Origin of the sequence: Planomonospora parontospora (assembly GCA_014647935.1) — a bacterium.
GTDB lineage: Bacteria > Actinomycetota > Actinomycetes > Streptosporangiales > Streptosporangiaceae > Planomonospora > Planomonospora parontospora.
This window is the reverse complement of record BMQD01000014.1, coordinates 202,310-224,380: the sequence shown is the minus strand read 5'-3', so window position 1 is coordinate 224,380 and position 22,071 is coordinate 202,310. Positions and strand designations below refer to the sequence as shown.

The 22,071-nt window shown below is 73.6% G+C and carries 19 protein-coding genes; 10 read left to right on the top strand and 9 right to left on the bottom strand.

What is annotated here, in order from left to right:
* Positions 1–168 precede the first annotated feature (168 nt).
* Together IEZ07_RS22490 and IEZ07_RS22485 are read right to left on the bottom strand one after the other, a co-directional pair.
* Entirely contained in the window at positions 169–498 is a 330-nt protein-coding gene (locus tag IEZ07_RS22490; protein WP_191896524.1) for an STAS domain-containing protein, read from the bottom strand.
* Positions 495–4,673, bottom strand: a complete 4,179-nt coding sequence (locus IEZ07_RS22485; protein ID WP_191896523.1) for a SpoIIE family protein phosphatase — start codon at positions 4,671–4,673, stop codon at positions 495–497. The genes IEZ07_RS22490 and IEZ07_RS22485 overlap by 4 nt, the downstream gene beginning before the upstream one ends.
* A 257-nt stretch (positions 4,674–4,930) precedes the next feature.
* Between IEZ07_RS22485 and IEZ07_RS22480 the strand changes: the two genes are divergently transcribed.
* Together IEZ07_RS22480 and IEZ07_RS22475 are read left to right on the top strand one after the other, a co-directional pair.
* Entirely contained in the window at positions 4,931–6,226 is a 1,296-nt protein-coding gene (locus tag IEZ07_RS22480) for a PP2C family protein-serine/threonine phosphatase (RefSeq protein ID WP_191896522.1), read from the top strand.
* Positions 6,205–6,561 (top strand): STAS domain-containing protein, encoded by a 357-nt coding sequence (locus IEZ07_RS22475; protein ID WP_239320792.1) that lies wholly within the window; start codon positions 6,205–6,207, stop codon positions 6,559–6,561. The genes IEZ07_RS22480 and IEZ07_RS22475 overlap by 22 nt, the downstream gene beginning before the upstream one ends.
* Positions 6,562–6,644: 83 nt before the next feature.
* On the opposite strand, the gene IEZ07_RS22470 is transcribed toward IEZ07_RS22475, so the two are convergent.
* Positions 6,645–7,058, bottom strand: coding sequence for an anti-sigma factor antagonist (locus IEZ07_RS22470; RefSeq protein ID WP_191896521.1), 414 nt, complete (start codon positions 7,056–7,058; stop codon positions 6,645–6,647).
* Between the two features lie 252 nt (positions 7,059–7,310).
* A complete protein-coding gene (locus tag IEZ07_RS22465) occupies positions 7,311–7,820 on the bottom strand; it encodes a VOC family protein (RefSeq protein ID WP_068897922.1) in 510 nt (169 codons plus the stop codon).
* Between the two features lie 81 nt (positions 7,821–7,901).
* Here IEZ07_RS22465 and IEZ07_RS22460 point away from each other — a divergent pair, with 81 nt between their 5' ends.
* Positions 7,902–8,351, top strand: a complete 450-nt coding sequence (locus tag IEZ07_RS22460; RefSeq protein ID WP_191896520.1) for a MarR family winged helix-turn-helix transcriptional regulator — start codon at positions 7,902–7,904, stop codon at positions 8,349–8,351.
* 71 nt (positions 8,352–8,422) lie between these two features.
* Here the strand turns inward: IEZ07_RS22460 and IEZ07_RS22455 are convergent, their stop codons facing one another.
* Positions 8,423–9,613: an ROK family transcriptional regulator gene (locus tag IEZ07_RS22455; RefSeq protein WP_191896519.1), complete on the bottom strand. Its 1,191-nt coding sequence runs from the start codon at positions 9,611–9,613 to the stop codon at positions 8,423–8,425.
* 79 nt (positions 9,614–9,692) lie between these two features.
* Between IEZ07_RS22455 and xylA the strand changes: the two genes are divergently transcribed.
* The 6 genes from xylA (at position 9,693) to IEZ07_RS22425 (ending at position 16,405) form a co-directional block, all read left to right on the top strand.
* On the top strand, positions 9,693–10,844 hold the full coding sequence (xylA, locus tag IEZ07_RS22450; RefSeq protein ID WP_191896518.1) for a xylose isomerase: 1,152 nt from the start codon (positions 9,693–9,695) through the stop codon (positions 10,842–10,844).
* Positions 10,841–12,259, top strand: coding sequence for a xylulokinase (xylB, locus tag IEZ07_RS22445; protein WP_191896517.1), 1,419 nt, complete (start codon positions 10,841–10,843; stop codon positions 12,257–12,259). Before xylA ends, xylB begins: the two co-directional genes overlap by 4 nt.
* Positions 12,260–12,382: 123 nt before the next feature.
* Positions 12,383–13,036, top strand: a complete 654-nt coding sequence (locus IEZ07_RS22440) for a DUF998 domain-containing protein (RefSeq protein ID WP_191896516.1) — start codon at positions 12,383–12,385, stop codon at positions 13,034–13,036.
* A 183-nt stretch (positions 13,037–13,219) separates the two neighbouring features.
* Positions 13,220–15,622, top strand: a complete 2,403-nt coding sequence (locus tag IEZ07_RS22435; RefSeq protein WP_191896515.1) for a sensor histidine kinase — start codon at positions 13,220–13,222, stop codon at positions 15,620–15,622.
* 4 nt (positions 15,623–15,626) lie between these two features.
* Positions 15,627–16,016, top strand: a complete 390-nt coding sequence (locus IEZ07_RS22430; protein WP_189240586.1) for a roadblock/LC7 domain-containing protein — start codon at positions 15,627–15,629, stop codon at positions 16,014–16,016.
* Complete coding sequence (locus IEZ07_RS22425; RefSeq protein ID WP_307729035.1) at positions 16,013–16,405, top strand: DUF742 domain-containing protein; 393 nt, start codon at positions 16,013–16,015, stop codon at positions 16,403–16,405. The genes IEZ07_RS22430 and IEZ07_RS22425 overlap by 4 nt, the downstream gene beginning before the upstream one ends.
* 185 nt (positions 16,406–16,590) lie before the next feature.
* Here IEZ07_RS22425 and IEZ07_RS22420 read toward each other — a convergent pair whose 3' ends face one another.
* The 4 genes from IEZ07_RS22420 to IEZ07_RS22405 form a co-directional block, all read right to left on the bottom strand.
* Positions 16,591–17,166: a GTP-binding protein gene (locus IEZ07_RS22420; protein ID WP_068897931.1), complete on the bottom strand. Its 576-nt coding sequence runs from the start codon at positions 17,164–17,166 to the stop codon at positions 16,591–16,593.
* Positions 17,147–17,494: a DUF742 domain-containing protein gene (locus tag IEZ07_RS22415; RefSeq protein WP_191896514.1), complete on the bottom strand. Its 348-nt coding sequence runs from the start codon at positions 17,492–17,494 to the stop codon at positions 17,147–17,149. The genes IEZ07_RS22420 and IEZ07_RS22415 overlap by 20 nt, the downstream gene beginning before the upstream one ends.
* The gene (locus tag IEZ07_RS22410; protein ID WP_068897935.1) at positions 17,491–17,898 is read right to left on the bottom strand and encodes a roadblock/LC7 domain-containing protein; all 408 of its coding nucleotides are present in this window, start codon (positions 17,896–17,898) and stop codon (positions 17,491–17,493) included. The genes IEZ07_RS22415 and IEZ07_RS22410 overlap by 4 nt, the downstream gene beginning before the upstream one ends.
* A 64-nt stretch (positions 17,899–17,962) precedes the next feature.
* On the bottom strand, positions 17,963–20,449 hold the full coding sequence (locus IEZ07_RS22405) for a sensor histidine kinase (RefSeq protein WP_191896513.1): 2,487 nt from the start codon (positions 20,447–20,449) through the stop codon (positions 17,963–17,965).
* Between the two features lie 325 nt (positions 20,450–20,774).
* Here IEZ07_RS22405 and IEZ07_RS22400 point away from each other — a divergent pair, with 325 nt between their 5' ends.
* Positions 20,775–21,803 (top strand): acyltransferase family protein, encoded by a 1,029-nt coding sequence (locus tag IEZ07_RS22400; protein ID WP_191896512.1) that lies wholly within the window; start codon positions 20,775–20,777, stop codon positions 21,801–21,803.
* The last annotated feature ends 268 nt before the right edge of the window (positions 21,804–22,071 follow it).

The following is a 22,071-nucleotide window of genomic DNA, read 5'->3' as shown; positions in this document are numbered from 1 at the left end:
GAACACCGGGAGCACCGGGAGCACCGCCCGGAGGGTGATCGGCCCGGCCGGCCCGAGCCCTCGGGAGCCGGGTCTCCGCCACGTCTTCGGCGAGGCCGCCCTACGCGCCGGCGAGCACCTCGTCGTCCGCGCCGGACGGTGCCGCGGCGGCCGCCCGGGCGCGTCGCGTCACGAGACGGCCCCTCCTCCGGTCCTCCCGTCGCCCGAGGTCTCCTCGACCACGGTGACGTCGGCGAGCCCGGAGATCGTCAGGACGGGGACGAGCAGCGGGTTGGCGATGAGCCGGATACGCGGCGCGTGGGCGAACAGGACGGTCAGACCGGCGCTGTCGAGATAGTCGACAGCGCTGAGGTCGACGACCAGCGTGCTGTCGTCGGCGGACCGGGCCAGGGCGGCGTCCAGGGTGCCCGCGTTGCTCATGTCGATCTCACCGGTGACGGCGAGTACCGGGCGACCGTCGGACCGCTCCGAGGTGACCAGGGTCAGCGGGGTGTTCATCGAGTGATCCTCGCATGCATGTCGACGGTGGTCCCGGCGGCACCGGGTTCGATGGTGACGTGGTGCATCAGGGCGCGCATCAGCGCGACGCCCCGGCCGCGATGGGGATTGGCCTCGGGTTGCGGGGGCTTCCAGCGGCCGGTGTCGGCGACGGTCAGGCGCAGGTCGCGGGCGGTGGCCACCGCCCGCAGGCGGATCATGTGGCCGGGGGCGTGCCGGTGGCCGTGCTCGATCGCGTTGGCGCAGGCCTCCCCGGCCGCGACGAGAACGTTCTGGATCATCGACGGGTTGAGCTCGCAGCGGCTCAGCCAGTCGCGCAGGGCGGTGCGCACCGGCGCGAGCTGGCCGGACTCGGCGGGGAAGGCCACTTCCAGCGGCGCGGGCTGGCGGTACAGCACCAGGGCGACATCGTCGTTGAAGCCGCTGTCCGGTGCCAGGCGGGTCATGACGTGGGTCGCCAGGTCCTCGATGGGGGTGGACCGGCCGTCCTGGACGGCGGCGCCGGCCTGGTCGATCCCGGCGGTCAGCGGACGCCGGCGGCGCTCGACCAGGCCGTCGGTGTACAGCAGCAGGGTGGAGCGGGCCGGCATGGTGCACTCCGCCTCGGGCCGGGGATGGCCGGGGCGTACGGCCAGCGGGGTGGAGCGGCCGCCCTCCAGCAGCAGCGTGGTGCCGTCGGGATGGGCCAGGATGCCGGGGGGATGACCGGCGCTGGAGTAGACGAGCTCACCGGTGGCGGTGTCCAGGACACCGCAGAACACGGTGGTGCACTTGGCGCCCGGGACGAGGGCGGCGAACCGGTCGAGGGCGCCGAGCACCTGGGCGGGACCGGCGTCCTGCAGCAGCAGGGCGCGGCAGGCGCTGCGCAGCTGTCCCATGACGGCCGCGGCTTCCAGGCCCCGTCCCACGCAGTCGCCGACCACGACGGCGATGCGGTCGCCGGACAACGGCACGATGTCGTACCAGTCGCCGCCGACCTCCAGCGGGCGGGTGGCCGGCTCGTAGCGGACGGCGAAGCCGTCGGGCAGCCGGGACGGGCCGAGGATGGCGCGCTGGAGGGCGACGGCGGCCTCGCGCTGCTGGTCGAGCTGGTGGGCCCGGTGCAGGCCCTGGCCGAGGCGGCCGGTCAGCAGCGCCAGCAGGGTCTGGTCCTCGGCGGTGAAGGGCCGCATCTGGTCCAGGTCGATCCAGACGGCCAGCAGTCCGCCGGGGTGCTCCAGGGTGATGCCGGCGCCACCGGCCTCGTCGGCGAGCGGACGCAGCGGCGGATGACCGCGCAGCTCCGTGATCCTCTCGCGGAGGTCCTCCGGCAGGTCCTGCCAGCGGAGGCCGGCCGAGCCGGGGACCGTCAGGACCGGCCGCTCGGCGTCCTCCTGCCACAGGACGGCCAGGACCCGCCGGGCGTGCCAGACGTCCCGCAGTTCCTCCAGCGCCCCGGACAGGGTGTCGGACAGGCTGCCGGCCTGGGAGATGCGCATGCTCAGCGCGGCCAGCGCGCTCTCGCGCTGCACCAGGTAGTGCTCGGCGGTGACGTCGCGCATGGTGCCCACGACCCGGCGGCGGCCGGTGTCGGGATCGGTGACGTCGTTGAAGGTGACCGCGACCCAGACCTGGTGGCCGTCGCGGTGGGTGACGGGGATGACGCAGCTGCCCCTGCCCTCGCTGACCAGCTGGGCGAAGGCCTCGCCCACCATCGCGTGGGCCTGGGGGTCCTCGGCCTCGTCCGGCCACCACGGGTGCAGCGGGGTGTAGGGCAGTCCTTCGGGTCCGTAGCCGAGGATGTCGGCGAACGCCGCGTTGATCTCGACGACGGCGCCGCTCTCGTCGGCGACGAAGAACGCCTCCTGCAGTGATTCGATCATGGCGCTGCGCCACCGGGCGTGGTGGTTGCGCATCCGCGCCAGCTCGATGTTCGCCCGTACCCGGGCCAGCAGCTCGGCGGCGGAGAACGGCTTGACCAGGTAGTCGTCCGCGCCCGCCTCCAGTCCTTCGATGGAGGCCTCCTGCCCGGCGCGGGCCGACAGGAGCAGGACCGGCACCCCGGCGGTCCGCGGGTCGGCACGGAGCGCGGCCACCAGCTGCAGGCCGTCCAGACGCGGCATCATCACGTCGCTGACGAGCAGGTCCGGCGGGTCGGCGCGCACCGCCTCCAGCGCGGCCTGGCCGTCGTTCACCAGGGTGACCTGGTAGGACTGCCGCAGCAGCCGCGCCAGGTAGTCACGCATGTCGGCGTTGTCGTCGGCGATCAGCACCCGGGCCGGGGCGCCGCCGTCCGGCGCCGGGGAGGACGCGGTGGCGGAGACGCCGAGGGCGGCCGTCTCCCGGGGCGCCGTGCCGTCCGCGGGGAGCCAGCGCAGGGCTTCCTCGACGAACGGGTCGGCGGTGGCCGAGCCCGGCTCCGCGGCTCCGGTCGGGACCAGGCCGTCGGCCGGCAGATGGCCGGACCCCAGGGGCAGCCGGATGGTGAAGGTCGTGCCCTTGCCCTCGACGCTGTCGGCGGTGATGGTGCCGCCGTGCAGGCCGACCAGCTCCTTCACCAGCGCCAGTCCGATGCCGCTGCCCTCGTTGGAGCGGGAGCGGGCGCTCTCGATGCGGTGGAAGCGCTCGAACAGGCGCGGCAGCTCGTCGGCGGGCACCCCGATGCCGGTGTCGGCGACCGTGACGACGGCGTGGCCGTCACGGTGGCGCAGGCGGACGCCGATGGAGCCGTCGAAGGTGAACTTCAAGGCGTTGCTCAGCAGGTTGAGCACCACCTTCTCCCACATGTTCCGGTCGATGTAGGCCGGTTCGGCCAGCGGCGGGCAGTCCACCTCGAAGGCCAGGCCGGCCTTGTCGATCGCGGAGCGGAAGACACTGGCCAGCTCGGCGGTCACGGCGGCCAGGTCCACCGGCTCGTAGCGGGCCTGCATACGGCCGGCTTCGATGCGGGAGAAGTCGAGCAGGGTGTTGACCAGCTTGCCCAGGCGCAGTCCGTTGCGGTGGACGATCTCCAGTTCCTCGTGCACCTGCGCGTCGGCGTCCCGCAGGCGGCTGCGCAGCTCCTGCACCGGTCCCATGATCAGGGTCAGGGGGGTGCGGAACTCGTGGCTGATGTTGGAGAAGAAGACGGTCTTGGCGCGGTCCAGCTCGGCCAGCTCCTCGGCCCGCCGCTGCTGGGCCTGGTAACTGCGGGCGCTGGCGATCCCCGCCGCGACGTGTCCCGCGGCCAGTTCGATGAACCCCTGGTAACCGCGGTCCAGGGGCCGGTACCGGTTGAGCGCGGCCACCAGGAACCCGTACGGCGCGCTGCCCTGCTGCAGCAGCGGCACCACCACCGCCTGCGCGGGCGGCTCCGGCCAGTTCCCGGACGGCAGCCCGGTGAACCGGGCGCCGCCGAGCGACACGAGCACCGACTCCCCCCGGGCCAGCGCCGCCGCGGGCCACACCCCGTCCGGATCGTCGAACGCCAGGTCGGCGGGGGCGGCCGGATGCCCGGCGGGGATCCCCGTCGTCCCGGCCAGCCGCGCGCGGCCGTCGTCGTCGAACAGGTAGGTCAGCGTGAACGGGAGGTCGTGCCGGTTGCGGCCGAGCTGGCGGCAGGCGAAGGCGAGCATCTCCTGCTCGGTGCGGACCACGCTGGGATCGGAGCCGAGATCCCGCAGCGTCGCCATCCGCCGCTCGCCGATGACCCGCTCGGTGTCCTCGCTGACGACGCACAGCATGCCGACCACGGCGCCGTCGTCGTCGCGGAGGGGACTGTAGGAGAACGTGTGGTAGGTCTCCTCCGGGTAGCCGGCCCGCTCCAGGAACAGCAGCAGCGCCTCGTCCCAGGTCGCCTCCCCCGTGGCCAGCACGGTGCCGATCCGCGGGCCGATGTCGTCCCAGATCTCCGCCCACACCTCATCGGCCGGCCGGCCCAGCGCCCACGGGTACTTCTGCCCCAGGGTGTCGCGGCGGTAGGCGGCGTTGCAGAAGAACGTCAGCTCCGGCCCCCACGCCATCCACATGGGGAACCGGGACGACAGCAGGATGCTCACCGCGGTCCGCAGGCTCTGCGGCCACCCGTCCGGCGGCCCGAGCGGGGTCTTCCGCCAGTCGACTCCGGCCAGGTCCCGGCCGACCTCCTCGTCGGCGGCGAACACCGCGGCTCCGGCCGCTCCGGGTGATCCACGCTCAGCGTCGTCGCAGCGCGTCATCGGACATCCTTTCGTTCACGCCGAGCACCCGCCCCACGCCGGATCCGTCACCGTGCCGCTCGCCGCCCCGCCCGCCTCCGCCGCGGGCCCCGCCGTATGCGCTGGTCGACGGCCTCGCCGGCCCGGCCCGGTGGATACGTAAGGATCAGCCCAACGGTTACGTAGGATAGGGCAAACCGCTCCGGAGCCCTACGCGCGCCCCGCACACCGCGAGGAGCCCGGCGGGAAAGGAGACCGACGTCAGCACCGCCGACGGGGTGCGCCGCCTGGAGGCCGTGCGCCGCCACGCCTTCCTCGACGCCCTCGGTGACGACGCCTTCGACCGGGTGACGTCGCTGGCCGCGCGGATCTTCGGTGCGCCCATCGCCACCGTGACGCTCGTCGACGACGAGTGGGTCTGGTGCAAAGCCGCCCGCGGGCTGCCGCCGCAGCCGCGCCGGAGCCGCCGCGCGGCGGGCCTGTACGCCTCGGCCGTCACCCGTGACGACGTGTACGTAGTCCCCGACGCCGCGGCCGACCCCCGCGCGGCCGCCGATCCGCTGGTCCGGGGCGTGCCCGGCGTCCGGTTCTGCGCGGCGGCCCCGATCGTCACCTCCGACGGCCGGCGCCTGGGCAGCGTCAACGTCATGGACACCCGCTCCCGGCAGGCGACCGCCGAGCAGCTGGCCTCCCTGCGGGACCTGGCCGCCCTGGTCGCGGGCGAGTTCGAGCTGCGGCTGGCCGCCTCGCGCACCGTCGCCGCCGAACGCGAGCTGCGTGCCGACGCCGAGCGCCTGGCCCGCACGCTGCAGCGCACGCTGCTGCCTCCGGTCCTGCCGCAGGTGCCCGGACTGCGCGCGGCCGCCGCCTACCACCCCGTGTCCGCCGACGAGGTCGGCGGCGACTTCTACGACCTGTTCCCCCTCGACGGCGACCGCTGGGGGTTCTTCCTCGGCGACGTCTGCGGCAAGGGCGCCGGCGCCGCCGCCCTGACCTCGCTGGTCCGCTACACCCTGCGCGCCGCCGCCGTCTACGATCCCGACCCGCGGGCGGCGCTGGCCAACCTGGACGCGGTCCTGCAGCAGGAGCACGCCGGCAGCGCCGCGCCCCCGCCGTACTGCACCGCCGTCTTCGGCGTCCTGGAACCCGACGGCGACGGGTTCACCGTCACGCTGGCCGGCGGCGGACACCCCCCGGCCCTGATCGTGCGTGCGGACGGCGGTGTCGAGGCCGTCCACCCGGAGGGGGGACAGCTGATCGGCATCCTGCGCGACCCCCACTTCGCGCAGGTGAGCACCCGCCTGGACGCCGGGGACGCGCTGCTGCTGTACACCGACGGCCTGACCGAGGCCCGCACCGAGACCGGCTCCATGCTGGACGAGGAGGGCCTGACCGCCTATCTCGCCGCCGTCTCCCCCTCCGGCGCCGACGGTCTGCTGGCCGCCGTGCGTAAACTCATCGATGACCTGGGCGGCGGTGTGTCCGACGACACCGCGGTGCTCGCCCTGTCCGTACCCGGCCGCCCGGCGGCCGTCCCCTCTCAGGAGCCCTGGTGCAGCATGACCACGGTCTGACCGTCACCCTCCAGCCGCATTCGCCGCGCCTCCAGGTGCTGGTCGTGGCCGGTGATCTGGACCACCACACCGCTCCCCGCCTGCGTGCGGCCCTGGACGAGCTCACGCTCGCCTCCGGCGCCGGGCTGGTGATCGATCTGTCGGGGCTGACGTTCTGCGACTCCACCGGCATCTCCCTGCTGGTCGCCGCGCACCAGCGCGCGCAGGACGCGGGCGCCGCGCCGGCTCTGGCCGGTCTCGACCCCGACATCGCCAACGTCTTCCGGATCATGGGCCTGGACCGGTTGTTCTCCTCCTACGAGAGCAGGGAGAAGGCCGTGGCCGCGCTGCAGTGAGCCCCGCGGGGGACGACGGGGCGCGGACCGGGTCCCTCGGCCCCGAATGCCTACGGCGGCGCTGGTCCCTCGGCCCCGAATGCCTACGGCGGCCCGTCGGCCGGCGCGCCCGGATCCCGGTCGGGCGGTTCCCGGCGGAAGGCCGCCACGCCCTCTTCGAGGGTCTCGCGGATGGCGAAGCGGTGCGCCAGGCCGGTCACCTCGAACAGGCGCCGCGGCGGGCTCTCGGCAGGGAGGACCAGCATCAGGCTGCCCTGGCGGGCGGTGATCTCGGCGCGCAACTTCAGCATGAGGGAGATCCCCGCCGTCGCCATGAACCTCAGCGGTGTCAGATCGACGATCAGTGACGGTGTGTCGGACTCGAGCAGCGCGGCGTCCAGGCGCGCCCGGGCGACGGGCGCGGTGTAGGCGTCCAGCTCGCCCACCAGGCGCAGGACCCGCGTGGGGCCTACGCGCCAGCCCTGTACCTCCAGCACGGCCTCCGGACCACGGGTCACGACGTCACTTCCCTCACCCGGGGTCGACAGCGATCCCTGACACGGTCCGGATACCCGAACGATGTTCAGTCTAAGGCCCGTCCACGGCCGGGGACACGCCGAACGGCCGGGGCGGCCGTCGAGCTGCACGTCGGTCCGTGCGTTGATCCGTGCGCCGGTCCACCCGCCGGTCCGTGCGTCGGTCCGCGCGGCTGAGGGCACGGCGCGCCGTCGCGCGGATCCGGAGGGGGCACCGGGACGGGCCCCTCCGGGTCAGGCGGGGATCGAGACGCCGACGCCGCCGCGGGTGTGCGCGCCGTACCGCTCCTTCTCGCGGGCGATGTCCAGCGGCCGGATCCGGGACCGGCCCGCCAGGACCTCCTCGGTGACCAGGTCGGCCGGGAGCAGCCAGGAGACCTCGAACTCCAGGCCGTCGGGGTCCTTGGCGTACAGCGCCTTGGTGGTGGAGTGGTCGGAGGCGCCGACCAGGGCGTCGAGCCCGCTCAGCCTGACGGCGATCCGCTCCAGCTCCGCCAGGGTGTCCACCTCCCAGGCCAGGTGGTAGAGGCCGACGGTGGAGCGCCCGGCGCCCGAGGGGCCCGCCTGGGCGCCGATCTGGAAGAGACCGAGGTCGTGGTCGTTGCCGGACCCCTCGGCCTGGAGGAACGCCGCGCCCGGCATGCCCATGACGACCCGGAAGCCGAGGGCCTCCTGGTAGAAGGCGACGCTGCGCTCGACGTCGCGCACGTACAGGACCGCGTGGTTGAGCCGCTGGACCGGCATGGTGACCCCCTGGATGCCTCAAAAGTTGAACTCTCAAGTACTTTAACCCCAAGAACTTGAGAGTTCAACTAAACTGATTCCGTGACGAGATGGCTGGACGACGACGAGCAGCACGCGTGGCGGTCCTTCCTGGCGGCCTCCCAGGTGATCCAGGAGGAGCTGGACCGCCAGTTGCAGCGGGACTCCGGTATGCCGCACGCCTACTACGCGGTGCTGGTGCGGCTGTCGGAGGCGCCGGAGCGCCGGATGCGGATGAGCGAGCTGGCCGCCGGGGTCAACTCATCGCAGAGCAGGCTCTCCCACGCGATCGCGAGGCTGGAGGAGCGCGGCTGGGTGCGCCGCCTGCCCTGCCCGGCGGACCGGCGGGTGAGCTGGGCGTCGCTCACCGACGCCGGCCACGACGTGCTCGCCGCCGCCGCGCCCGGACACGTCGAGGCCGTACGGCGCTGCCTGTTCGACCGGCTCACCCCCGAGCAGACCGGGCAGCTCGCCGCGATCTGCGCGGCTGTGCTGGGCGAGCGGCGCTCCTGAGCGGCCGGCGTGGCCGGGAGGCCGGTGGTGCCGCCGTCCCCGAGTGGAGCGGGACCCCTGCGCGGTGGCGGTCAGCGTGGCTTGGAGCCCGCCGGGGCGGTCCTCGACGCGGTCACGTAGGCCACCGGATCGGCGATGATCCGGTGGATCACCTGCCCCGCCGCGCCCAGGGCCGTCGCGTCGCCGCCGAGGCGGGAGACGGCCAGGTCGGGTACGGCGTCGCGGATCGCCGACAGCCGGGCGGCCGTGGTCTCGAGCACGGCGCCGGAGATCCACGGGAAGAGCGGGGCGAAGACGCCTCCCAGCACGATCGTGCCGGGGTCGAACAGGTGGACGGCGGAGGTCAGCGCCAGGCCGAGCGCGTGCCCGGCGCGCTCGCAGGCGGCCAGCGCCGCCGCGTCCCCCTCGCGGAGGCGGCCGGCCAGCTCCTCGACGGTGCCGGCCCCGGCGGCGCGGAGCAGCGCCTCCTGCCCGGCGTACTGCTCCAGGCAGCCCCGGCCGCCGCAGCGGCAGGGCGGGCCGTCGGGGAAGACGACCACGTGGCCGAGCTCGCCGGCGAGCCCGTGGGAGCCCCGGAAGAGCGCGCCGTCGACGACGAGGCCGGCGCCGATGCCGATCTCCCCGGAGACGTGGAGGAAGTCGCGGTGGCCGGAACCGAACCAGAGCTCGCCCAGGGCGGCCAGGTTGGCCTCGTTGTCCACGGTCGGCAGCGGGGTCAGGAGGCCGTCCAGGAGCTCGCCGACGTGCACGTCCCGCCAGCCGAGGTTGGGGGCGCTGTGCACCAGGCCGTCGTCCACGGGGCCGGGGACGGCGAGGGTCGATCCGGCGACCACCAGACCCAGCGAGCGGGCTTCCTCCACCGCCTCACGGGCGATTTCTCGCAGGTGGCTCAGGGTTTCGACAGGCGAGGCGGCCCGATTGTCCACAGCCCGTGCACGGCGCAGCCGTACCTCCAGGGTCAGGTCCACGACGCAGGCGGAGAGGTAGTCGACGTTGATCTCCAGGCCGAGCGCCGCGACCCGTCCGCCGCTGAGCGCGACCGCGGTGCCGGGCCGGCCGCGCTCGCCCCGGGACGGGACCCCGGTCTCGGTGACCATGCCCGCGGCGAGCAGGTCGGCGACCATCTTGGAGACGGTGGTCTTGGTCAGCCCGGTCATCTCGGCCAGCGCGGCCCGGGTGACCGGCCCGCTCCGCCGGACCTCGCCCAGGACCACCCCCAGGTTGCGGGCGCGCATCGAGTCGTGGCGTACGGCCTGCGTCATGGAACACCCACCTCTTGACGATCCCACTTCCAGGACGCATATTAAATCCATTAAGTGGACTAAATCGGAGGACCGGCCCATGAACGCCTATACGCCCACCCCGCAGGACCGCTTCACCTTCGGCCTGTGGACGGTCGGATGGTCGGCGCGCGACCCGTTCGGCGACGCCACCCGGGCGGCTCTCGACCCGGTGGAGACCGTGCACCGGCTCAGCGAGCTCGGCGCCTACGGCGTGACCTTCCACGACGACGACCTGCTCGCCGTCGAGCCCGACCGGGACAAGGCGATCGAGCGCTTCAAGGGCGCCTTGGCCGAGACCGGCCTGAAGGTCCCGATGGCCACCACCAACCTGTTCACCCACCCGGTCTTCAAGGACGGCGGGTTCACCAGCAACGACCGAGACGTCCGGCGCCACGCCCTGCGCAAGGTCATCCGCAACATCGACCTGGCCGCCGAGCTGGGCGCGACCACCTACGTCCTGTGGGGCGGCCGCGAGGGCGCCGAGTCCGACGCCGCCAAGGACGTCAAGGCCGCGCTCAGCCGCTACAAGGAGGGGCTCGACCTGCTGACCTCCTACGTGATCGACAAGGGCTACGACATCCGGTTCGCCCTCGAGCCCAAGCCGAACGAGCCGCGCGGCGACATCCTGCTCCCGACGATCGGCCACGCGCTGGCCTTCATCAACGAGCTGGAGCACTCCGAGCGGGTGGGCCTCAACCCGGAGGTCGGCCACGAGCAGATGGCCGGGCTGAACTTCGTGCACGGCATCGCCCAGGCGCTCTGGCACGGCAAGCTCTTCCACATCGACCTGAACGGCCAGCACGGTCCCAAGTACGACCAGGACCTGATCTTCGGCCACGGCGACGTGAAGAGCGCGTTCTTCCTGGTCGACCTGCTGGAGAACGAGGGCTACGAGGGCCCCCGCCACTTCGACTACAAGCCGCTGCGCACCGACGACGCCTCCGACGTGTGGGAGTCGGCCGCCGCCAACATGCGCACCTACCTGATCCTCAAGGAGAAGTCCGCGGCCTTCCGCGCCGACCCCGAGGTGCAGGAGGCGCTGGCCGCCAGCCGGGTCGGCGAGCTGTCGCAGCCCACGCTGGCCCCCGGCGAGACCCTCGACGACCTGGCCCGCGACGACTTCGACCTGGACGCCGCCGCCGAGCGCGGCTTCCACTTCACCCGGCTCAACCAGCTCGCGCTGGAGCACCTCCTCGGAGTGCGCGGATGACCCTCGTGGCCGGGGTGGACTCCTCCACCCAGAGCTGCAAGGTGGTGATCAGGGACGCCGAGACCGGCGCCCTGGTCCGCCAGGGCCGGGCCGCCCACCCCGACGGGACCGAGGTCGACCCCGAGGCCTGGTGGACGGCCCTGGGCGAGGCCGTGGACCAGGCGGGCGGGCTGGACGACGTCGCGGCCGTCGGCGTGGCGGCGCAGCAGCACGGCATGGTCTGCCTGGACGAGTCCGGGCAGGTCGTGCGCGACGCCCTGCTGTGGAACGACACCCGTTCGGCGCAGGCCGCGGCCGACCTGGTCGCGGAGCTGGGCGGACCGGCGGCGTGGGCGGCGGCGGTCGGCAGCGTGCCGGTCGCGTCGTTCACCGTGAGCAAGCTGCGCTGGCTGGCCGAGCACGAGCCGGACAGCGCCCGCCGCACGGTCTCGGTCTGCCTGCCGCACGACTGGCTGACCTGGCGGCTGGCCGGGAGGACGGGGGCGCCCGTCACCGACCGCGGTGACGCCTCCGGGACCGGTTACTGGTCGCCCGCGACCGGGTCCTACCGCACCGACCTGCTCAAGGCGGCCCTCGGCTCCGTCCCGCAGCTCCCCCGGGTGCTGGGCCCCCGGGACGGCGCGGGCGAGGTCCGCCTCGCCCGTGATCCCCGCGCGCGGGCGTGGGGGAGTGCCCCGGTCCAGGACGGGGCGCTGCTCGCCCCCGGGACCGGGGACAACATGGCCGCCGCCCTCGGGGTGGGCGCGCGGCCGGGCGACGTGGTGGTGTCCATCGGCACGTCGGGGACGGCGTTCGCGGTGGCCGAGGCGCCGAGCGCGGACCCGAGCGGGGCCGTGGCCGGGTTCGCCGACGCGACCGGCCGGTTCCTGCCGCTGGTGTGCACGCTCAACGCGGCGCGGGTCCTCGACGCGGCCGCCCGGATGCTCGGGGTCGGCCTCGACCGGCTGGGCGAGCTGGCCCTGGCGGCTCCCCCTGGGGCCGGTGGGCTGGTCTGCGTGCCGTACCTCGAAGGGGAGCGGACCCCGAACCTGCCGGACGCGACCGGGTCGCTGCACGGGCTGACCCTGGAGACCTCCACCCCCGGCCACCTGGCCAGGGCGGCGGTCGAGGGCATGCTCTGCCACCTGGCCGACGCCTTCGACGCCCTCGGGCTGGACCCGGCCCGGGTGCTGCTCGTGGGCGGCGGAGCCCGGTCGGAGGCCGTACGGCGGATCGCCCCGGCGGTCTTCGGACGACCGGTGGTCGTGCCCGAGCCGGGAGAGTACGTCGCCGACGGCGCGGCGCGGCAGGCCGCCTGGCTGCTGGGCGGCACCGACGAACCCCCGGTCTGGGAGGGCGGTGCGTCGGCCCGCTACGAGGCCGACCCGCTCCCGGAGATCCGGGCCCGCTACGCCGAGGCCCGTCCGCTCGGCTGACCTTCCGCGTCCCCGGGACGCCGCCTCCCGTAGATCGGGGGCCGCGTCTCAGGGGCGGGTCAGGGTCGGATCAGGGGTCGATCCCGATGTCCGCCGGCACGCCCGGAGGGCAGTCTGGGCATCATGCTCCGGTTGAAGATGCTCTATCCGCTGATCGCCTGCGCGGGGATCCTGATCGCGGCCGTCGCGGCCGTGGTCGGGCAGATCGACCCTGATCCGTACCTGGACCCGCTCAACCTGACGATCAGCGAGTACGCCGTGCTGGACCGGGGCGGGGCGACCGAGTTCGCCATGATGTCGCTGGGGGTGGCGTCGTTCGCGCTGGTCGCCGGGTTGCGGGCGGTGCGGGCGCCGGTGGGGACGGCGGCGGAGCGGCTGATGCTGGTGTGGAGCGCGGCGCTGGTGCTCATCGCGGTGGCGCCGACCGTCGTGCCGGGGGCGGTACTGGACCTCGGCGCCCAGGTGCACCGCTACGTCTCGGTCGGCGCGTTCGCCGCGATGCCGGTGGCGGGGATGCTCATGGTGACGAGCCTGTCGGAGGACGAGCGGTGGCGGGCGGCGGCCAGACCGGTGGAGTGGCTCTCGCTGGCCGGGGGGTTCGGCCTCCTGGCGATCACCTACGTGGCGCTTCCGGGGGACCGGGTGCTGATCGGCCTGGTCGAGCGGGTGCTGCTCGGCGCCGAGGTCGCGCTGGTCGCGGTGCTGGCGGTGCGGCTGCTCCAGCTGACCTGGATCCGGAGCACGAGCACCCACGCCTCACGGGCCGTTCTGGGATGACATGCCGCTCTTGGGATAACTCGTCACACTGGTGCGACTTGTCACACTCCATGACTATTTCCTGACTTATCACAAATAGGACACAGATACCGGGAACTGACAGTGCTATCCTCATCGCCGATCCAGTGATCGCCCTGCGGGGTCCTCCCCGCCGGTGCGCCCAGGCTGAACCGTCGAGGTGACATGGCATCGAGCAGGTCCATCCGGTTCAAGCTCTCGGTGCTGCTGGTGACCCCCCTCGCCTCGCTGGTGGCCCTGTGGGGCTTCGGCGCCGTCGTGACCGTGGGCGACTCGGTGGGCCTGCTCAACGCCGGCACCCTCCAGGAGACCGTCGCCGAGCCCGCCGACGACCTGGTCCTCGCCCTGCAGCGCGAACACCTGCTCTCGACCGAGTACATGGTGACCCGCTCGCCCGCCGACCGCGGCGGGCTCGACGCCCAGCGGATGATCACCGACCAGGCCCGCGCCCGGCTCCGCGCGGAGTCCGCCGTGGACGCCGCCCAGTCGATCATGAGCCCGCGCACGAAGGCCCACTACGACGAGCTGATGCTCCGCGCCGGGCGGATCGACGAGCTGCGCGTCCGGATCGACCAGGGCCGGATCGGCTTCATCGCCCTCTCCCGCGAGTTCGGGCTGGTGCCCGACGCGGTGCGGCGTTTCGGCAACAGCCTCGGCTCCGGCGACGACCCCGAGGTCTACCAGCAGGCCCGCGCGCTGGCCGCGATCGACCAGGCCAAGGACTTCCTCAGCCGCGAGCGGGCGCTCGGCACCGGGGCGCTGGCGCTGGAGCGCCCGTTGTCGAGCGGGGAGCTGAGCCTGTTCACCCAGCTGTCCGCCAAGCGCGTCTTCCTGCTGGAGCAGGGGCTGGCGGAGCTGGGACCGGAGCTGCGCGGCTCCGTCGCCGAGGTGGCGTCCTCCCCGCTGCACGACCGCTTCAGCGCGATGGAGAAACGGCTGCTGGACGGCGCCACCGTCTCAGGCGTCGACTGGCGGTCCGTCACCGACCAGCTGGACGCAGCCTTCCAGATCGCCGTCACCAGGTCCTCCGCAGCCCTGGCCGACAAGGCGGGCCCGGCGGTCACCGCGACGTACGTCAGGGCCGGGGTCGCCGGGGCACTCGGCCTCGTCGCGGTCATCGTCTCCCTGGTCGTCTCCTACCGGGTGGGCCGCGGGCTCACCCGCGAGCTGGCGGGCCTGCGGCGGGCCGCCGTGGAACTGGCCGAGGTGCGGCTCCCCGACGTCATGGAGAGACTGCGGCGGGGCGAACGGGTGGACGCGGCGGCGGAGGCGCCGCCACTGGAGGCGCTGGGCAGCACCTCCGAGGTCCACGCCGTCGCCGCCGCCTTCGACAGCGTCCAGCACCGCGCCCTGGACGCGGCCGTGGAGCAGGCCAGGCTGCGCGAGGGCGTGGCGCACGCCTTCCGCAACCTCGCCCGGCGCAAGCAGGGCCTGCTCCAACGGCAACTCAAGCTGCTCGACGGGATGCAGCGGCAGGCCGAGGACGCCGAGACGCTGGAGAAGCTCTTCACCCTCGACCACCTGACCACCCGCATGCGCCGCCACGCCGAGGGCCTGGTGATCCTGTCCGGCGGGGCGGCGGGCCGCAGGTGGCGGTCGGCCGTTCCCATGGAGGACGTGCTGCGCGGCGCGGCCGCCCAGGTCGAGGACTACGCGCGGGTGCGGATCTACCCGATGCCGGGCGGCACGCTGCCCGGTGACGCGGTGGCGGACATGATGCACCTGTTCGCCGAGATCATCGAGAACGCGACGGTCTTCTCCCCGCCCGGGGGCGAGGTCTCGATCCGGGGGGCGCTCGTCCCCCGCGGCTTCGCGGTCGAGATCGAGGACCGGGGCCTGGGCCTGACGAAGGAGCGGCGCGACGCGATCAACGCGCGGCTGGCCAGCCCGCCGGAGTTCGACCCGGCGGAGACCGACCGGCTGGGCTTCGCGGTGGTCGGCCTGCTGGCGGCCCGGTACGGAGTCGGCGTGACGTTGCGGCCCTCGCCGTACGGCGGGACCGCGGTGACGGTGCTGATCCCCGCGAACCTGCTGGGCGCGCCCGAGCCGGACCCCGGACCGTCGGAGCCCTCCACGGCGGCGCACCAGGCGTCCCAGGCGTTCTCGGTGCACCAGGTGCCCTCAGCACCCTCGGCGGCCTCGGGGACCGATCGGGTCCGGCTCGTCGGGGCCGCTGAGACCGCCGAGGCCGCCGAGACCGCGGTGCCCGCCGGGTACGGCGAGCCCGCCGGACTCGCGGGCGCCCCCGGGTCCGCCGGAGCCGGAGAGCCGGGCCTCCTCGGCCCGGCCGGAGAGGCGGTGCGGGTCCCGGCCGCACGGGCGCATCCGGTGATGGACGCGCGCAGGACACCGCAGCGGCGGAGTGGCGGGCTGCCCCGCCGGGTACGTCAGGCGAATCTGACGCCGCAGCTGCGTCAGGAGACCGAAGCGATCCCCGAGGCCGAGACCAGGGTCGCCGAAGTGGAGGAGAGGTCGCCGGAGGAGGCGAGGGCGTTGCTGAACTCGCTCCAGGCGGGGTGGCGGCGCGGGCGGTCGGAGAGCGAACACAACGGTGGGGAAGGGGCTTGACCACGTGCCGGGTGAGCTTTATTGGCTTCTGGATGATTTCGTCACGAGTGTGGCGGACGTCTCGCACGCGCTGATCCTGTCCAACGACGGGCTGATGATGGCCTCGTCGCGGGACCTGAGCAAGGAGGACGCCGACCACCTGTCGGCCGTGGCCTCCGGCTTCCAGAGCCTGGCCAAGGGGACGAGCCTGCAGTTCGGCGGCGGGTCCGTGCGCCAGACCATGGTGGAGATGGACTCCGCCTTCCTGTTCGTCACCTCCGCGGGCCAGGGCAGCTGCCTGTGCGTCATGACGACGGGGGCCGCGGACGTCGGCCTCATCGCCTACGAGATGGCGCGGCTGGTCACCCGCGTCGGCCAGCACCTGGCCACCGGCCCGAGGACGGCGGGCCAGTGAGCGACCAGGTGAACGACATGGTGAACGACATGGAATGGATCGACGAGGAGGCCGGCCCGGTCGTCCGCCCCTACGCCATGACCGGCGGGCGGACCATCCCGTCCTCCACGGCCTTCGACCTGATGTCGATGGTGGTGGCGACGGGCGCGACGCCCTCGCCGCGGGCGCACCTGAGCTCGGAGCACCGGCGGCTGCTCGGCCTGGTCGGGCGGGCCCGCCCGATCGTCGAGGTGGCCTCGGACGCGGGGCTGCCGCTGGGCGTGGTCAAGGTGCTGCTGGGCGACCTGCTGGACCACGGGCTGATCCTCGTCCGCCAGCCGATCCCCGCGGCCACGTCGCCCGCGCAGAGCCTGCTCCTGGAAGTGATCAACGGCATCCGGGCGCTCTGACCCGGCCGTCCCGCAGACGGACCGGGAAGCGGCGCGAGGAGGGCACGGGCAGGCACGGGCAGGCACGGGCAGGCCGCCGGAAGGCACGGGCAGGGCGCGAAGAGCGCCGGAGAACGGACCGGCCGCCCCGCGGCTCCCTCGGCGAAGAGGGAACCGCGAGGCGGCCGGTCCGCGGTGCGGGAGGGTCAGGCCTGGCTCGCGGTGAGCACCCGCAGGGAGTGCTCCACCAGGGTGACCAGCACGGTCTTGGCCGAGGCGCGGCGCCGTACGTCGCACATCAGCACCGGGACGTCCGGGTCCAGGTCGAGGGCCGACCTGACCTCCTCGACGTCGTACTGGTCGGCGTCGTCGAAGCAGTTGACCGCCACGATGAACGGCGTGCCGCGCTGCTCGAAGTAGTCGATCGAGGGGAAGCAGTCGGTGAGCCGCCGGGTGTCGGCCAGCACGACCGCGCCCAGCGCGCCGTAGGACAGCTCGTCCCACATGAACCAGAACCGCTCCTGGCCGGGCGTGCCGAACAGGTAGACGACCAGCCCTTCGCGGATCGTGATGCGGCCGAAGTCCATGGCGACGGTCGTGGTGGTCTTGCCCTCCACGCCGTCGGTGTCGTCGATGCCGATGCCCCGGTCGGAGAGCACCTCCTCCGTGCGGAGGGGGCGGATCTCACTGATCGCGCCGACGAGCGTGGTCTTGCCCACGCCGAAGCCGCCCGCAATGAGGATCTTGAGCGCGACCGGCTCGTCAGAGGGCTCGAAGTCCATTGATCACTTCCTTGAGAATGCGCTCACTCGCCGAGGCGCGTCCGATCGAGATGAGACCGTGGTCCTGCAGGTCGCCGAGGAGGACCCGGACCACGCCCAGGGGCAGGTCGAGCTCCGAGGCGATGTCGGCGACCGAGGTCGCGGTGGTGACCAGGGTGAGGATGCGCTCCTGCTCCGGGCCGGGCACGAACCCGCCGGAGGGGGTGCCGCCGGTCGCGGTGACCATGGCGACCAGGTCCAGCGCGTCACCGGAGGACCTGGTGCGGCCTCCGATGAGGGCGTACGGCCGGACCACGGGCCCGGCCTCCTCATCCATCCAGCGGGTCATGACAGGCCTTGGCGCGGATTCGCGGAGATGTGCTGGCCGACCCGCTTGACCAGCATCGCCATCTCGTAGGCGACGTGGCCGACGTCGGCGTCCGAGCTGCTCAGCACGGCCAGGCAGGTCCCCTGCCCGGCGGCCGTGACGAACAGGAACGCCGACTCCATCTCCACGATGGTCTGGCGGACCTCGCCGCCGCCGAAGTGGCGTCCGGCCCCGCGCGCCAGGCTCTGGAAGCCGGCCGCGACGGCGGACAGGTGCTCGGCGTCCTCGCGGCTGAGCCCCTTGGAGAAACCGACGGCGAGTCCGTCCGTGGACAGGATCACCGCCTGCCGCACCGCGGCCACCCGGCTGGTCAGGTCGTCGAGGAGCCAGTTCAGTTCGCCGGTGCCGCTCAGTTTTCCGGCCATGTGACCTCCTCCGTCGGACGCATGACCACGGCTTCCCGCCGGCCGGCACCCTCGCTGTGCTCGGTCACTTGTCCTCCTTTTCGCCTGTCTTCTGGTGTGCGAGATCACCGGCGCGGTCTTCCCGCCCGCCGGCGTCGTCCTCCTGCTCCTCGCGCCCGCGCCGCGCGCCCGCCTGGAAGGCGGAGAACAGCGCCCGGGCCTCCTCCGGCGAGCGCCCGGCGGCCGGGGGCTCCGGCGCCCGCTCCTCCTGCTCCGGGGCGTCCTGGCGCAGCTGCGGGGCGAGGTTCGCCTGCCGTACACGCCTGGGCAGGCTACCGGGGCCCGTGGTCTCCCGGACGGGCGGGCCGCCGGGGTCCTTCGCCCCGCCGTCCGGCAGGCCGTTCACCACGGTGAGCGTCGGCGCGGCCAGGGGCCGGCCGGAGGCGTCGCGAGCAGGGGAGGCGGGAGGGACCGTGCGCGTACGGCGCGGCAGTCCCGCGCCGCGCGGGGAGGACGACGTCGTGCCGCTCCGGGCGGGGGCCGGTCCCAGCGCGGCCGGAGCGGAGCCGCCGACCGCGGTCGCGTTCCCGGCGCCGTCCGCGAGCCGGGCCGCGTTCCCGGCGCCGTCCGCGAGCCGGGGCCCGGCGGGCCGTCTCGGGATCCGCTCGGCGGTGACGGAGAGCGGGGAGGGGAGCTCGGCGAGCACCGCGCGCGGGACCAGCACGATGGCCGTGGTGCCGCCGAACGGCGAGGCGCGCAGCACGACCTGGATCCCGTGCCGGGCGGCGAGCTGGCCCACCACGAACAGGCCCAGCCGGTCGCTGTCGGCCAGGTCGAACTCCGGCGGGTCGGCGAGCCGGGCGTTGATCTCCTCGTACTCCAGGGCGCCCAGGCCCAGGCCCCGGTCCTCCACCTCGACGGCGAACCCGTTGGCCACCACGTCGCCGCGCACGGTGACCGTGGTCTGCGGCGGCGAGTAGATCGTGGCGTTCTCGATGAGCTCGGCGATCAGGTGGGTGACGTCGGCGACCGCGGCCCCGTCGAACAGGGCGTCGGGCAGCGGCGACACGGTGACGCGCTTGTAGTCCTCGACCTCGGCGATCGCCGCCCTGACGACGTCGACCACCGGCACCGGGTTGCGCCAGGCGCGCCCGGGGGCCGCGCCGGACAGGATGATCAGGCTCTCGGCGTGGCGGCGCATGCGCGTGGTGAGGTGGTCCAGGCGGAACAGGTCGTCGAGGCCGTCGGGGTCGGTCGCCCGGCGCTGCATGCTGTCGAGCAGGGAGAGCTGCCGGTGCAGCAGGGCCTGCTTGCGGCGGGCCAGGTTGACGAAGACCTGGCTGACGCCGCGGCGCAGGTCGGCCTGGCCGACGGCGGCCTCGACCGCGGTGCGCTGCACCGAGCCGAAGGCGTGCGCCACGTCGATGACCTCCGCCGAGCCGCCCGCGGCGCGCGCCTCGATCGGCGGGGCCTCGGCCGCCGCGTCGACGTCCTCGCCGCGCCGCAGGCGCGCCACGAGGCGGGGGAGGCGCACGTCCGCCAGGTCGAGCGCGGCGGCGCGGAGCCCGGCCAGCTCGCCGGCGAGGCGGCGGCCGAAGCGGACCGAGATGACGATCGAGACGACCACGGCGGCCATGCCGACCCCGCCCGCCAGGGCGATGCGGGTCACCACGCCGAAGGACAGCGACCGGGACTGCTCGGCCAGGGCGTCGGAGGAGGCGGCGCCGAGCCGGTCGAGCCGGTCGGCGAGGGGGGCGACCATCTCCCTCCAGAGCCGGGCCTCGGCGGGCGGCGCGACGCCCTCACCGGAGACGACGGCCGTCTCGGCGACGAGGAACCTCTCGAAGGCGGGGGAGGTGAAGACCTCCCGGTACGGCCTGCTGAGCGTGGCGTCCAGCCCGGACAGGCCGCGCGCGTGCAGGAACCGGCGGGCGGCGGCGTGCTCGGCGAAGGCGGCGCGCTCGTCGTCGGAGAACCGGCCGTCGATCAGCGCGCCGCTGATCAGCGCGTCCTCCCTGGCGAGCATCTCGCGGGCGTTGCCCATCGCCTGCATGGCCGTGGCCTGCTGGAAGATCGACAGGTCGGGGACCGAGACGAGCTGGTCGTACAGGAGGAAGACCGCGTCCAGGATGTCGTTGTAGTGCGACAGCGCCTCGAGACGGGTGTACCGGCCGCCGTCGATCGCCGAGCGGATGTCCGGCAGCTTCGCGAGGCGGTCGGTGAGCCCGTTCAGGGAGGCGCGCAGCTCGGGGTCGTCCGGGCCGATGGTCCGCTCGGCGCTGAGGAACTCGGCGAGCGCCCGGTCGGTGCGGGCGCGCTGCTCGCCGAAGCCGCTGGTGAGCTCCCGCGAGCTGATCGCGGTGGAGGTGCGGGTGCGCTCGGACTGGAGCTGCCGTCCCAGCTCGGTGGAGGTCACGCCGACCGTCTCGTAGAGCCTGTCCGCCCGGAGCAGCGCGGCCCCTTCGCCGACGGTCAGGTTGAGCACGAAGCCCCACAGGGCGCTGAGCGAGAGCAGGGGCAGGAGCAGCAGCAAGAAGATCTTGAACCGAATCGAGCGGTTTCCAGAGCCCATGCCCACTCGTCCCAACCTCAGTGCGCGGAGGCTTGCGGCGGTTTGGGGGTGAATGCGCCTCCGAAAGATCGGACAGGAGACTAGCACCGATACGGTTCGTGTGCAGTGGAGGGCCTGCTGATTGGTGTGATTAATGGGGCAAATGTTGGAATTGTAATGATTTTCCATGGGGGCGGTCGTGCGAGGGCCTTCCCGTCCCGGAGAACGGGATCCGCGCCCCGAAGTGCGCGGCCGGGGCGCCGGAGGCGTCCGGCGGGAGAGTTCTCCGGGCCTTCACCCGGTGTTGGGCGAGGACCCGGGGCCGCCTCGTTAGGGTCCGGAGGCTGTGAGCGTCGCAACCCCCGTCCGGACGGACCCCCCAGGCGAGACCGGTCGTGACCCGTTCTTCGACAACGCCAAGTTCCTGGCGATCGCACTGGTGGTCTCCGGCCATCTGATCGAGGACCTCCGGGACGTGGCGGTCGCGCACGCGGCCTATTTCTACGTGTACGTCTTCCACATGCCGCTGTTCATCGTGCTCAGCGGTTACCTGTCGCGGAACTTCACCTTCTCCTCCGGCAAGGCGCGCAAACTGATCAGCACGCTCGCCGTGCCGTACGTGCTCTTCGAACTGGCCTACTCGCTCCCGCGGCTGGTCATGCACGGCAAGCTGGAGATCAGCCTCCTCGACCCGTACTACCTGACCTGGTTCCTGATGTCGCTGTTCCTGTGGCGGCTGTCCACCCCGGTCTGGCAGCAGCTCAGGTGGCCGCTGGCGGTCGCGGTGGGCCTCTCGCTGCTCTCGGGGACGAGCTCCCTGCCCGACGAGCTCTCGATGAACCGCACGCTCGCGCTCCTGCCGTTCTACGTGCTCGGCCTGATGCTCCGCCCCGAGCACTTCGCGCTGCTCCGGCGGCGCGGGATGCGGGTCGCGGGGGCGGCCGTGCTGGCCGCGGGAGCCGCGGCGGCGCTGGTCCTGCACACGGAGGTGCGGACGGAGTGGATCCGCTGGCGGCACGCCAACGAGGCGATCGGGGTGGACGACCTCACCGGGAGCCTCGTCCGGCTGGGCCTGCTGGCCGCCGGGGCGCTGCTGGTCGCCGCCTTCCTGGCGGTCACCCCGTCCGGGCGGACCTGGTACTCCGGGCTCGGCGCGGCGACCATGTACGCCTACCTGCTCCACGGGTTCGTGGTGAAGGCCGCGGAGCGGTACTACGGCGACTGGGCCGCCACGGTGCCCGGGGTGGCGGCGGTGGCGCTCTGCGGCGCCGGCCTGGCCGCGCTGCTGTGCACCCCGCCGGTGCGCAGGGCGGCCCGCTGGGCGGTCGAGCCGCGGATGAGCTGGGCCTTCACCCGGCTGCGGCGCCCGGCCTGACCCGGCAAGCCGCGGCTCCGGTTCCTGAGCGCCCGCCGAACGCGCGAGGAGCCCGCGGGTCCTGAGCACCCGCGGGCCTTGAGCACCCGCGGGCCTTGAGCACCTGCGGGCCTTGAGCACCCGCGGGTCTTGAGCACTCGCGGGATCCGGAACGCCGCGGGAGCCCCGCTCGTTGCCAGGACGGGGATGGAGAACACGGATCGGCGGCACTCCTCCGACACGGCCGAGAACGCCCCTGTCGTCCCGCGGCGAGTGGTGGAGACGGCCG